12 protein-coding genes are annotated in these 12,851 nt (G+C 56.5%); 2 read left to right on the top strand and 10 right to left on the bottom strand.

Features of this window, described 5'->3' with window-relative positions; genetic code table 11:
* Nucleotides 1–163 precede the first annotated feature (163 nt).
* Complete coding sequence (gene ushA / locus O3S68_RS11545) at nt 164–1,816, top strand: bifunctional UDP-sugar hydrolase/5'-nucleotidase UshA (RefSeq protein WP_269231551.1); 1,653 nt, start codon at nt 164–166, stop codon at nt 1,814–1,816.
* A 15-nt stretch (nt 1,817–1,831) separates the two neighbouring features.
* Here ushA and ybaK read toward each other — a convergent pair whose 3' ends face one another.
* The 4 genes from ybaK to O3S68_RS11525 form a co-directional block, all read right to left on the bottom strand.
* Nucleotides 1,832–2,311 (bottom strand): Cys-tRNA(Pro)/Cys-tRNA(Cys) deacylase YbaK, encoded by a 480-nt coding sequence (gene ybaK / locus O3S68_RS11540; protein WP_045509145.1) that lies wholly within the window; start codon nt 2,309–2,311, stop codon nt 1,832–1,834.
* Nucleotides 2,312–2,390: 79 nt separating this feature from the next.
* Complete coding sequence (locus tag O3S68_RS11535) at nt 2,391–3,200, bottom strand: TraB/GumN family protein (protein ID WP_269231550.1); 810 nt, start codon at nt 3,198–3,200, stop codon at nt 2,391–2,393.
* A gap of 86 nt (nt 3,201–3,286) precedes the next feature.
* On the bottom strand, nt 3,287–5,785 hold the full coding sequence (gene copA / locus O3S68_RS11530; protein ID WP_269231549.1) for a copper-exporting P-type ATPase CopA: 2,499 nt from the start codon (nt 5,783–5,785) through the stop codon (nt 3,287–3,289).
* A gap of 164 nt (nt 5,786–5,949) precedes the next feature.
* The gene (locus tag O3S68_RS11525; RefSeq protein ID WP_017455691.1) at nt 5,950–6,246 is read right to left on the bottom strand and encodes a TM2 domain-containing protein; all 297 of its coding nucleotides are present in this window, start codon (nt 6,244–6,246) and stop codon (nt 5,950–5,952) included.
* A gap of 171 nt (nt 6,247–6,417) precedes the next feature.
* On the opposite strand from O3S68_RS11525, the gene cueR reads away from it, so the two are divergent.
* Nucleotides 6,418–6,825, top strand: coding sequence for a Cu(I)-responsive transcriptional regulator (gene cueR / locus O3S68_RS11520; protein ID WP_017455692.1), 408 nt, complete (start codon nt 6,418–6,420; stop codon nt 6,823–6,825).
* Here the strand turns inward: cueR and O3S68_RS11515 are convergent.
* The 6 genes from O3S68_RS11515 to O3S68_RS11490 all read right to left on the bottom strand — a co-directional run bounded on the left by O3S68_RS11515 (nt 6,782) and on the right by O3S68_RS11490 (nt 12,850).
* Entirely contained in the window at nt 6,782–7,522 is a 741-nt protein-coding gene (locus O3S68_RS11515) for a DUF3142 domain-containing protein (protein ID WP_269231548.1), read from the bottom strand. The two genes, cueR and O3S68_RS11515, sit on opposite strands and share 44 nt — an antisense overlap.
* Nucleotides 7,492–9,684: a hypothetical protein gene (locus tag O3S68_RS11510; protein WP_269231547.1), complete on the bottom strand. Its 2,193-nt coding sequence runs from the start codon at nt 9,682–9,684 to the stop codon at nt 7,492–7,494. The genes O3S68_RS11515 and O3S68_RS11510 overlap by 31 nt, the downstream gene beginning before the upstream one ends.
* A gap of 22 nt (nt 9,685–9,706) precedes the next feature.
* Nucleotides 9,707–10,168, bottom strand: coding sequence for an NfeD family protein (locus tag O3S68_RS11505; protein WP_020456828.1), 462 nt, complete (start codon nt 10,166–10,168; stop codon nt 9,707–9,709).
* Nucleotides 10,165–11,079 carry an SPFH domain-containing protein gene (locus O3S68_RS11500; protein WP_017455696.1) on the bottom strand — a complete coding sequence of 305 codons (915 nt, stop codon included), beginning with the start codon at nt 11,077–11,079 and terminating at the stop codon, nt 10,165–10,167. The genes O3S68_RS11505 and O3S68_RS11500 overlap by 4 nt, the downstream gene beginning before the upstream one ends.
* An 84-nt stretch (nt 11,080–11,163) precedes the next feature.
* Nucleotides 11,164–12,018: a co-chaperone YbbN gene (locus O3S68_RS11495; protein WP_269231546.1), complete on the bottom strand. Its 855-nt coding sequence runs from the start codon at nt 12,016–12,018 to the stop codon at nt 11,164–11,166.
* 61 nt (nt 12,019–12,079) lie between these two features.
* Complete coding sequence (locus O3S68_RS11490) at nt 12,080–12,850, bottom strand: SDR family oxidoreductase (RefSeq protein ID WP_020456830.1); 771 nt, start codon at nt 12,848–12,850, stop codon at nt 12,080–12,082.
* Between the last annotated feature and the right edge of the window lies 1 nt (nt 12,851).

Here is a 12,851-nt window from a genome sequence, read left to right as displayed (position 1 = left end):
ACGTATGTTGTCAGAAGAGGTTAGGGATAAAGCACGGTAATGATTCCCGGACTACCATACCTTTGCTGAAAGTTTGAAGGAAGTTGCGATTCTGAATACATATTTGTCTATTATTGGCAGGCGCTGTAATTTCTCAGTTTATCAATGGGTCAGGGAGGGAAGCATGAGATTGTTAAAGAAGAGCATTACGCTGGGGCTGCTGGCGGCGATGGGCGTTGCCAGCTGGCAGGTACAGGCTTACGAGCAGGATAAGACCTATAACATCACCATTCTGCATACCAATGATCATCACGGTCATTTCTGGCGCAGTGATTACGGCGAATATGGTTTATCGGCGCAGAAAACACTGGTTGATGGCATTCGCAAAGAGGTAGCGGCCGAAGGCGGCAGCGTGCTGCTGCTGTCCGGCGGCGATATCAACACCGGGGTGCCGGAATCGGATTTACAGGATGCCGAACCCGATTTTCGCGGCATGAACCTGATTGGCTATGATGCGATGGCCGTGGGTAACCATGAGTTCGACAACCCGCTCAGCGTACTGCGCCAGCAGGAGAAATGGGCTAAGTTCCCGTTCCTTTCCGCCAACATTTACCAGAAAAGCACCGGCGAGCGCCTGTTTAAACCGTGGATGATGTTTAATCGCCAGGGGCTGAAAATTGCCGTTATCGGCTTAACTACCGACGACACGGCGAAAATCGGCAACCCGGAGTTTTTCACCGATATCGAATTCCGCAAACCGGCCGACGAAGCGAAGCTGGTGATTGCTGAGCTGAAACAAAACGAAAAACCGGATGTGATTCTGGCGACCACGCATATGGGCCATTACGACAATGGCGAGCATGGCTCGAATGCGCCGGGCGATGTGGAGATGGCACGCAGCCTGCCAAAAGGCGCGCTGGCAATGATTGTGGGTGGTCACTCACAAGATCCGGTTTGCATGGCGTCTGAAAATAAAAAACAGGTCGATTACGTGCCTGGTACGCCGTGCGCGCCGGATCAGCAAAATGGCATCTGGATTGTGCAGGCGCATGAGTGGGGCAAATATGTCGGCCGCGCGGATTTCCAGTTCCGTAATGGCGAAATGAAACTGGTGCGTTACCAGTTGATTCCGGTCAACCTGAAGAAGAAGGTCACCTACGACAACGGCAAAAGCGAGCGCGTACTCTACACGCCGGAAATTGCTGAAAACCCGCAGATGCTCTCCCTGTTAACGCCGTTCCAGAACAAAGGTAAAGCGCAGTTAGAGGTGAAAATCGGTAACGCGAATGGTCATCTGGAAGGCGATCGCAGCAAAGTTCGTTTTGTGCAAACCAACCTCGCACATGTGATCCTCGCCGCGCAAATGGCGCGTACCGGCGCGGATCTGGCCGTGATGAGCGGCGGCGGGGTGCGTGACTCTATCGAGGCGGGCGACATCACTTACAAAGACGTGCTGAAAGTGCAGCCGTTCGGCAACACGCTGGTGTATGTCAACCTGACCGGTAAAGAGCTGACGGATTATCTCACCGCAGTGGCGCAAATGAAGCCGGATTCAGGCGCGTATCCGCAGTTCGCCAACGTCAGTTTTGTGGCGAAAGGCGGCAAGCTCAATGATCTCAAAATCAAAGGCGAACCGATCGATCCGGCGAAAAGCTACCGTCTGGCAACGCTCAGTTTCAACGCAACCGGCGGTGATGGCTATCCGCGTCTGGATGATAAAGCAGGCTATGTGAATACCGGTTTTATTGACGCTGAAGTGCTGAAAGAGTACATCCAGAAAAACTCACCGCTGGATGTGAATGCTTACGAACCTAAAGGGGAGGTGAGCTGGCAGTAACCAGCTCCTTATCCGTCAATCGCGGCGGGCGATATCGGCAAATTTCGCGTCCAGCATTTTTGCCAGATCGCTCGCCGCCAGTTCAATATCCAGCCCGCGTTTGCCGCCGGAAACATAAATGGAAGCGAAGTCTTGCGCGGGGGCATCAATCAGCGTCGGCAGACGTTTTTTCTGCCCCAACGGGCTGATGCCGCCCACCAGATAACCCGTGGTGCGCTGGGCGACCAGCGGATCGGCCATATCGACTTTTTTCGCGCCAAGCGCTTTGGCGACTTTTTTCAGATCTAACTGCCCGGCGACCGGCGTGACCGCAACGGCAAGATGTTTCATATCGCCATTGATCGCCACCAGCAGCGTTTTATAGACCTGATCGGCGTTCAGCCCCAGTTTGCGCACCACTTCATCACCAAAGTTGGTTTCATTGGGATCGTGATCGTAAGTGTGTACCTGAAAGGGAACCTTGTTTTTTTCGAGTAACTTCACGGCGGGTGTCATAATAATCCTTCTTACCACGGTCATCTCACGGCGCTTAGCATACGCCTGCTCGCGTGCGCGAAAATAGTACCATCTTGCGCTATTGCGCCGCTCTTTCGCGTAGCAACGCCGGTAAATTCCCTTCGCCATAGAGATGCAGGGCGCCTGCTGCCACCACATAGTGCCCTGGTGGCAGCGCAAACAAACGCTCGCACCACGCCTGGTTACGCTGGTGCATCAAAACATCATGCAGCGGCTGGCTGAATGTTGATGGCAGCGTCAGTTCATCTTCTGCGGGCGGATTTTCCAGCCACCAGCTCATCATTACCTGTAATAAACGCGCATTTTCATGCCAGTGGGTCAGGGTGTCCTGCAACAGTTCATTTCCTTCGTCCGGCAACCTGCGCAGGATATCCAGCTGGCTGCTGGTGCCTTCCAGTTCCATGATATTGACGTGATACTGCTGCGCCGCCTGTAGCAACTGATAGTCGATGCCGTACTCCGGGCGTAGCCCCAGCCGCTGTGCCTGCGTGGCCTGCAATACCAGCGCGATATGCCAGGCGGGCCGCTGATCGAATTCATCTCGGTGAAGCGACAGGGTTTGCAGCGTGTTGTCGAGCCGGGTAAGAAGTTCAGGGGGAAGGCGTTGCTCAAGCGGTTCGACCGGCGGCAGATTGTCGAATGGCGAATCCGAACCGGCGATATCCGCTTCCACGATGAGCGCGTCGGCATCGCGCAGTTTTTGCAGGAGCTGCGCCGGGAGCGGCGACATACCGTAGGTGCCCATATGAATACTGCCCACTAGGTGCAGATGGCGGCCGCCGGGCAAATCCACATCCAGTGCAGGCCAGCGGTAATGAGGCACACGAAGCGCAAGAAAAAAGGTTTTCAATCGTTGAAACAGGCCCATACGCGCTTCCTGAGTGAAAAATCTCATGCTAGCGCGCGCGGCCAGAAGGTGCAAACCCCGCCGGATAAACGGCGGGGTTGTGGCATTTATTGATGAGGTTTAAAGCGCAATAACCGGTTGGCGTTGCTGACCACGGTAATGGACGAGAGCGCCATTGCCGCGCCTGCGACCACCGGATTGAGCAATGTGCCGGTTAGCGGCCAGAGAATGCCCGCGGCAATCGGAATACCCAGCGAATTGTAGACAAACGCGCCGAGCAGGTTCTGTTTCATGTTGCGCAGCGTCGCTTTTGAAATCGCCAGCGCATCGGCAACGCCCAACAGGCTGTGGCGCATCAGCGTGATGGCGGCGGTTTCGATTGCCACATCGCTGCCGCCGCCCATCGCGATCCCCACGTCGGCCTGTGCCAGCGCGGGCGCATCGTTAATGCCGTCGCCCACCATCGCCACCTGGCGGCCCTGCTGTTGCAGGTTTTTTATCGCCTCGGCTTTGCCATCCGGCATCACGCCGGCGATCACCTCATCAATACCCGCCTCTTTAGCGATAGCGTTGGCGGTGGTGGGGTTGTCACCGGTCAGCATCACCAGGCGGTAGCCTTCACGGTGCAGACGTTGCAGCGCATCGATGCTGTCTTCGCGTAACGGATCGCGGATCGCCAACAGCGCCACGGCTTTCCCGTCGATCGCCAGCAGTACCGGCGTGGCGCCCAGGCTTGCCTGAGCGTTCAGCTCATCGTCAAGCGCGCGGGTATCCACGTTTTGCTCAGCCAGCAGCGCCTGGTTGCCAAGCAGCACACTGTGCCCGTCGACCTCACCGCTTACGCCCAGCCCGCGCAGTGTACGGAACTGATTGACCACCGGCAGCGTCTGCGCGCCTGCTTTTTCGATAATCGCCCGCGCCAGCGGATGGCTGGAACCTTGCTCCAGCGCCGCCGCCAGACGGAGCGCCGTTGCGTCGTCGATATCCAGCGTTTTCACGCTCACCACTTCCGGTTTGCCGCGCGTCAGGGTGCCGGTTTTATCAAACACGATGGTATCCAGCGTGCTGGCGCGTTGCAGCGCATCGGCATCGCGAACCAGCACGCCAAACTCCGCCGCGCGACCGACGCCGGAGATAATCGACATCGGCGTTGCCAGCCCCAGCGCACAAGGGCAGGCGATGATCAGCACCGTGGTGGCGATAACCAGCGTGTAGACAATTTGCGGCGCAGGGCCGAAGACGTACCAGATAGCGCCGCTGAACAAGGCGATAGCGACCACTACCGGCACAAACACGGCGGAAATGCGATCGGCAAGCTGGCCGATCTCCGGCTTGCTACTTTGTGCCTGGCGCACCATGCGAATAATGCGCGACAGCGTGGTGTGGCTGCCGACGGCGCTGGCGGTAAACAGCACGCTGCCGTCCTGTACTACCGTCCCGGCATGAATGCTCTCGCCGGAGCTTTTCTCCTGCGGCACCGGTTCGCCGGTAAGCATGGCTTCATCGAACCAGGCTTCGCCCTGGCTGATTTCACCATCCACCGGCACGCGATCGCCCGTTGTCAGGCGCAGCGTCATACCCGGCTGAACGTCCGCCAGCGGTACATTTTTCTCGCCATCGGCGGTGATCACGCGTGCGGTGGGCGGGGTTAAATCTAATAACCGCTCAAGCGCTTTAGACGAGCGCTGGCGCGCGCGGGCTTCCAGCATGTGGCCGAGGTTAATCAAACCGATGATCATCGCGCTGGCTTCGTAATAAAGGTGACGCGCTTCCATCGGGAACCACTGCGGCCAGATATTGACGCTCATCGAGTAGAGCCAGGCCGCGCCTGTCCCCAGCGCCACCAGCGTATCCATGGTCGCCGTGCCATTACGCAGGCTTTTCCAGGCGCTAGTGTAAAAATGGCCACCCGCTACGATCATGACCGCTAGCGTGACAACACCGAGCATGAGCCACAGCGTGCGGTTGGCGTCGGTGACCATCATGTTATCGCCGAGCATGCCCCACACCATGATCGGCACGCCAACCAGCAGCGCGACAATCGCCTGCCAGCGGAAGCGTTTCATGGTGGCGAGCGCGGTTTCCTGCTGGCGCTCGCGGCGTTTGATGTCATCTTCAATGGCTTCAGCGCCGTAGCCTGCGTTCTCTACGGCGCTGACTAATTCAGCGGCGGGGGCACTGCCCATAACCAGCGCGGTGCGCTCCGCCAGGTTGACCCGTGCCTGCGTAACGCCCGGTACGGCCTGTAAGGCCTTTTGCACCCGGGAGACACAACTGGCGCAGCTCATGCCGTTGATCAACAGTTGTTGGCTGTCATCAAGCTCGCTGGCTGCCGGAAGCTCAGGTGTGGCCGCTGTCAGTGCTTCCGACGGGAGTGATGACTCTGCCAGCGGTTTAGCCTTTGGGTGGCTTAAGCTCGCACCATATCCGGCTTCTTTGATGGTTTCGATCAACGCGTCAGCGCTGGCGCTGCCGGTGACTTCCGCACGTTCAATGGTGACGTCTGCCTGTTCTACATCCGGGCGTTTTTCCAGGCTCTCTTTGACGCGTTTTACGCAATGGCCGCAGGAGAGGCCATCCAGGTCTAGCGCTATGGTATGAGACATACTTAATCTCCTTAGTTGTGGTGCTTCAATAGTGACTGTGTAGAAGCTTAAACCTTCCATCAAGGGGAAGGTCAAGGTTTTATCATGACAAAGAGGCGACAGGTGTTCCATAAACGACAAACCCCACACAAGGCGGGGTTTGTTTATTACCGGCGGGGTAAAACTCAACCGTATTTACGGGCAAATTCCTGATCGGAGTTGCACAGATAAATAATAAATTCGATGAAAGAGATGATCGCCGGAATAAAGGTCCAGCAAAACAGAAGATAAAGGATCCCCTGCCATGGTTTCCCTAAATAAAATTTATGCGCGCCAAAACCACCTAAAAAGAAGGCGAACAGCGCAGCAGAAATTCGGCTTTTCTTCCCGGCGGTGTTTTGAGGCGCGCCGCACTGCGGGCAAGCCACCGCTTCTTTATGTATTTGCTTTCCGCAACCACGGCAAAACGCCATATCACTCATAACCACTCCTGTGTGTAAATCATTTATCATTCTTAGAAATATCCGGCCACATGTTATAGCGAAGCGGCAAGGTGGGTAAATAAAAAACCATTAACAATATGGATATATTTGTTTTATTACATAGCAGCCATTTATAGTGATTAGCGCAGGTTCTGGCAGTGAGGGGGAAACGTGAATATCAGCGATGTGGCAAAAAGAACCGGTTTAACCAGCAAAGCGATTCGCTTCTATGAAGAGAAAGGGCTGGTGACACCGCCGCTGCGCAGCGAAAACGGCTACCGCAGCTACAACCAACAACACCTGAATGAGTTGACGCTGCTGCGCCAGGCACGGCAGGTAGGATTTAATCTCGAAGAGTGCGGCGAGCTGGTGAATCTGTTTAATAACCCGGCCCGTCATAGCGCAGATGTCAAAGCGCGCACGTTACAGAAAGTGGCCGAGATCGAGCGGCATATTGGCGAACTGCAACAGATGCGGGTACAACTGCTGGCACTGGCGGATTCCTGCCCTGGTGACGACAGCGCCGATTGCCCGATTATTGATAACCTTTCTGGCTGCTGCCACCACGCGAAGGGTTGAGCATAAATGTCACCGTGCCGCGATACCACGGGGAGGCGGCGAGTTGCTGCTCTTCGTGTGTATCACGCGAGCCGTTCTGCACCAGACCCAGTTTAAACGGGATGCGTAACGCTAAAAGTGCGGGCAGGTAGTCGGTGTAATTCGCAACGGTGCTGCGCCCCTGATAGCTCTGCACCACCAGTTCATCTACCGGCAATGCGTTAAGGGTTTGCACGCTGCCGGTTTTCGCCCAGTCCAGTAAACCGGTGACGCCCAGGGCGTAGTCTGCTGGCAGCGTCTGGCGCAGACGGTGCAAAAACAGCGCGTAATTGCCAAGGCGGTGGGTGGCGGCATCGAAATCCACCTGCAACCCGACGACATGGTTTCCCGCCGCTTGCCAGCGAGCTAACAGCCGTGTAAGACGTAACAACAGCGCATCCGGCACATCCAGCGTGGTAAAACGCACCGTGAGCCAGATGCGCGGAAAGGTAAGCTGATTGACCGGCAGCCCTTTACGCTCAAACACAGTTTGACCGGCAACGCTGACGACATCGCCCTGATGCAGATAGACAATATCGGCATCACGCAGCGTTTGCGTGGGGCGTACGCCAGACCATAACCAGTACGCTGCTGCCTTCCCCTGAGCGGATAACGCCGCAGGGCAGAGCAGCGCAACTGCCAGCGCCATTACCAGTAATATTTGAGCTCTTTGGCCCATACGCTTCCCGGATAACGGCTTTTCAGTTGCTGGAACCATGCTTTACGCACGGATTTATCGACGTCTTCGCCGCCGCAATCGTTATAACCGGAGGGGGCGTAACACATTACGGCGCGATACAGCGCGTAGCTCTTATCTTCCGGCTCGGCTTTGGCATCGTTGATAACCTGCTGATACCAGGCCAGACGGTGCGCGACGCCGGGCGCAGCGTTAAGCTTTGTTGCGTCGTCCAGCGCGTCGTTACCCCACTGGTCGGTTTCCCGGTTAACGCGGGTTTGCGTGATACGGAAAAATTCGCCGAGGCAGTTCAGCGCATGGCCATCCTGCGCTTTCTGGCTCAGGGTAGTAACCGTTTTTTCCAGCGCAGCGCAGAAGTAGACGCTCTCTTTGTCGGTGCCTTTCCAGGTAAATGCGCTCAGATTGACGTCATCAAACGCTTCGCCAGTGACTGGCGGTGCGATCGCGGCGATCAGTTGTTTGTCTTGTAACCAGTCGGCGTAATGCCCTTCGGTCAAATCGCGCGTCAGTAGCGTGTGCAGCGCGATGGTGCGCTCTTCGTTATTTGGCCCATTGCTGGCCTGCTGGCGCAGTAACTCGCGTGGTGCTTTGGTTTTCAGCACTAAGGAACGGTAACGCAGATTCGTGATCTTGCTGTCAGGCGTAAAAATCTGCGCCAGCGCGTCGCTTTCCACCAGCGTTGCCGCCAGTTTGGCCTGCAGCAATTGCTGCTGTTCGACCTCTTTGCTCAGCTCCAAAAGATGCAGCCAGTGCGCTTTGGCCTCCGGCCACTGTTTTTCTGCCATCAGTGCTTCGCCGTACAGCACTTGCTCGCTAAACGCGAGAATATTGTGCGGTGCCAGTGTTTGCGCAGGGGGGATGGCGCTGCGCACGGTGGCGTAATCCTGTTTGCTGAAAGCCAGCTTCAGACGCAGGTAATTCCACAGATCGCCGCGTTTATTTTTGTCGAAATCGGCTTTGATGCTGTCGAGCCAGGCTTGATCGATACAGGGATGCTTTTCATCGCATTTGTTATCGCGCAGGCGGCGCAGCGTGAGGATAAAGGTCATCAGCGAGGCATCCGGCGTGCTGATAAAATCATCACCGCCCGATTCGAGAAGTTTGTTGTCGCTTTCATTCACCAGCGCGATTAACGCATCACCGCTGGCCGTCTGTGACAGCGCCTGTTCGTAGAGCGCCGCCAGCGTGTTCCAGTCCTGCAAATACCAGTTGATACGGCGCAACATCCCCTGCGCCGATTCTGCGTAGTGGCCCTGCGGCCAGCTTTTCAGGTAATGAAGCGCTGCATCCCGCGCTTTCTGCGCCTGGGATTTGTCCACTTTTGTGACATCGAAATCGCCATATTCACCGTTGGCATTCGCGCTACTGGCGTTAAGCGCGGTGCGCATCAACATATAGCTGGCCGTTTCGGCAAGCCACGGCTGCGGGTTGCTGGCGAGCGAAGTAAAATCCTGCGCGGCGGCGTCATAATCACCGGCATAGAAAGCGTTAGCGCCGTGTAAATAGGTACGGAAACCGAGAGCAACTGAACCTTGCGGGAAACTCAGTGCATTGATAATGACTTCACCGCGGCCATCCGCTGCCGTCCGCGCTTTCGCCAGCGCCAGGCGCTGTTCCGGTGTTAAGGCTTTTTCGTCCAGCAGGGCGGCGAAAAAGCCAGAAAGTGTCTCGTTATTACGCGACACAAAACGGTTTTCCATCTCATCGGATGCAAAACCTTCACCAGTTACTGTCTGCGCCGCGTCACCTTCGGCGATCAGGCGCAACAGCGCGGGGGGAATTTGGTCATCAGGTTTGATGCCCAGCGCTTTCATTTGCTGGCGCAGGGTGTCGTCACTGGAAACGGGTTCCGCCGTTGCTGCCGGGGCGGTAGTGTCATCGTGATGAATACCGAAATAGAAGCTTCGGCTGCGCGTGAAATCTTGCGGTACGGGCTGGCGCAGTGGCAAAAATCCTTTTTGCTCATCCACCAGGCGCAGCAGGTTATCACGGGTATCGGTATCAATGCCCAGCACCGGCGGGCTGGTGATGAAACATCCCGTGCTCCCCCATGTGCAGCTATCGATATCAGACGACGCCAGCACGGGTGCGCTGGCGGTAAAGGAGAGACACAAGCCCAGCGCGAGGCGACGGCGTTTTATCATTCCCTGAATCCTTGCGTTATTGTTATTCGTTTACGGCTTTGATGCGTAAGGTGATGCCTTCAACGGCCGTTACCTCAACGCGCGTTCCGGCAGCGAGATCGTCGTCGGCGCTGACCGGCCACGAACTGTCGCCCACACGCATATGGCCTCGACCGTTCACCAGTGCGTTATCAAGCTGGAAGCGGCGGCCGACGAGCTGTTGCCCACGCAGATTCAGCGACGCGTCGGCGGGTTTTTGCTGTTTTACCCGCCGCGAAAGCCATTGCCACCACAGCCAGGCGGCCAGCATGGTCAGCACGGCGAACAGTACACCCTGCCACTCCCAGCCGAAGGGAATAACCCACGCCAGCAACCCGGTGACCACCGCCGCGACGCCGCTCCACAACAGATAGCCGTTACCGCCCAGCATTTCCGCAGCCAGCAACAGGCCGCCGAGCACCAGCCAGGCGAGGTGTGTATGTTCGAGCAGCAGAGTGGCAATCATTTTTTACGCTCGCCGGCGCTGTCTTTCACCAGTTCGGCGATCCCGGCGATCGAGCCCATCAGGCTGCTGGCATCCAGCGGCATCATCACCACTTTGCTGTTGTTCGCCGAGCCAATTTGTTGCAGCGCGTCGGTATATTTCTGGGCCACAAAGTAGTTCACTGCCTGAATATCCCCGGCGGCAATCGCTTCAGAGACCATCTGCGTGGCGCGGGCTTCGGCTTCTGCCGAACGTTCACGCGCTTCCGCCTGCAGAAACGCCGACTGGCGATCGCCTTCCGCTTTGAGGATCTGCGACTGTTTTTCCCCTTCGGCTTTGAGGATCTCCGCCTGACGGATCCCTTCAGCTTCAAGAATGTAAGCGCGTTTGGTACGTTCTGCTTTCATCTGCGCATTCATCGAGGCAATCAATTCCGCCGGTGGGCGCACATCGCGAATTTCAATACGCGTGACTTTTACGCCCCACGGATTGGTGGCTTCATCCACAATATGCAGCAGACGGGTGTTGATGCTGTCGCGCTGCGAAAGCATTTCGTCCAGCTCCATTGAGCCGAGCACGGTACGGATGTTAGTCATGGTCAGGTTGATGATCGCCAGCTCTAGGTTGCTCACCTCATAAGCGGCGCGCGGAGCGTCGATTACCTGAATAAAGCACACTGCGTCAATGGTGACGTTGGCGTTGTCTTTGGAAATAACTTCCTGCGAGGGGATATCGAGAACCTGTTCCATCATATTGATCTTACGACCAATGCGATCCATAAACGGCACCACCAGGCTTAAACCTGGCTGCAGCGTACGGGTGAAACGGCCAAAGCGTTCCACAGTCCACTGGAAGCCTTGCGGGACGATTTTCACACCGGAGATAACCACCACCAGCGCGACGAAGATAAGAACCAGAATGACGATTGGCATCAAAAAAACCTCCTGTTTAATTTGATGCCATCTTAGCCCGAATTAGCGATTAAAACAGCGCGATCGCCAAATTTAGCAGGGGAATTAGTAGAGCAGGGAGTAGAGCTGGCGGCGGTATTTCGATGCCAGCGCGTCGCCGGTGCCGAGCGCGGCCAGGATCTCTTGCAGCATTTTGCGCGCTTCACCGTTTGCCGCAGCCAGATCTTTACGCAGGTGGCTAAACAGCAGTTCCAGCGCTTCTTCGTTGCGGCCCACCTGGTGCAGTTGCAGCGCCAGTTGTGTTGCCAGCAGCGCGTCCTGCGGGTTGTCTGCAACCTGCTGTTGCAGCTGCTGGATTTCCGGCGTATCCGCGGCTTTTTTCAGCAGTTCGATCTGCGCGATAAGGCCCTGGTAACGGGTGTCTTGATCCTGTAACGGAACCGCTTTCAGCACCGCTTCGGCTTCATCCGCACGGTTCAACACAATCAACGTTTCTGCCAGCAGCAGGGTGATTTCGCTGTTTTGCGGTGCTAACTGGCTGGCCTCTTTCAGCAGCGGCAGCGCGTCGATGTGTTTGCCTTCCTGCATCAACTGCATAGCTTGTTGCGCTTTCAGCTCCTCTTCGCGCGGCAGCACTTTATCCAGCAGCGCGCGAATCGCGTCTTCCGGCTGCGGCCCCTGGAAACCGTCAACCGGCTGGCCATTCTGGAACAGGTAAACAGTAGGAATGGCGCGTAAGCCAAACTGCGATGCCACCATCTGCTCTGCGTCGCAATCGACTTTCGCCAGGATAAACTGCCCGTTGTACTGGGCGGCGAGGTTTTCCAGCACCGGCGTCAGTTGCTGGCAGTGCTGGCTGCGTTCGGACCAGAAATAGAACAGCACCGGCGTGGCAACGGATTGCTCCAGCACCTGTTGCAGGTTCATTTCGGTAATATTGACAATATTCTGTGCAGACATACTAAGTTCTCTTTATTTCACTGTTTCGTCATACATGGGGGACAGGCTTCGCGCCTTCAACTCACCCGTGCAAAATTTTATCCATCATGCGCGTTGGCAGCAGGCGTTTTAAAAAGGTAACCGCCCATGTCACCAGCGTTACCGGGTAGCGCACTTTCGGGTTGCTGCTCTCAAAAGCATGGCGCACTTTGGCGACGACTGCCTCCGGCCCCAGCGTAAAACGTGCGGCGATACCGGGGTTTTCCACCGGCTTATCGCGTTGTGTCTGATTCACGTTGTCGGTAAAGCGCGTGCGAATCGGGCCGGGTTCAATCAGGCTCACTTTGATGCCTGTATGGCGTAGCTCCATTCGTAAAGCGTCCGACCAGGCTTCCAGCGCATACTTGCTGGCGGCGTAAGCGCCGCGGCCTGGCGTTGAGATCAGCCCCATCACCGAGGAGGTCATCACGATGCGCCCCTCGTCGTGCGGCAGCATCGCAGGCAGCAGCAGCATGGTGAGCTGGTGAGTGCCAAAAAAGTTACTGGAAAATTGCTGTTCCAGCTGTTCGCGGCTGATGGTATCGAGCGGGCCATAAACACCGTATCCGGCGTTGTTGAAGATCCCGTACAGGCGATTGTCGGTCAGCGCTATCACTTCGGCGGCGGCGCGTATCACGCTTTGCGCGTCGTCAAGATCGAGCAAAATGCCGGTAAAGCCTTCGCTTGCCATCCGGGCGACATCGTCCGGTTTACGGCAGGCCGCCAGCACGCGAAAACCCTGACGCTTCAGTTCGCGTGCGCTTTCCAGCCCGATGCCGCTGGAACATCCTGTTATTAAGACCGTTTTTTGCATA

Source organism: Kosakonia sp. SOY2 (assembly GCF_027109175.1).
In the GTDB taxonomy this organism is placed as follows: Bacteria; Pseudomonadota; Gammaproteobacteria; order Enterobacterales; family Enterobacteriaceae; genus Kosakonia.
Note: the sequence above shows the minus strand (reverse complement) of the source record. Positions and strands in the feature narration are given on the sequence as shown.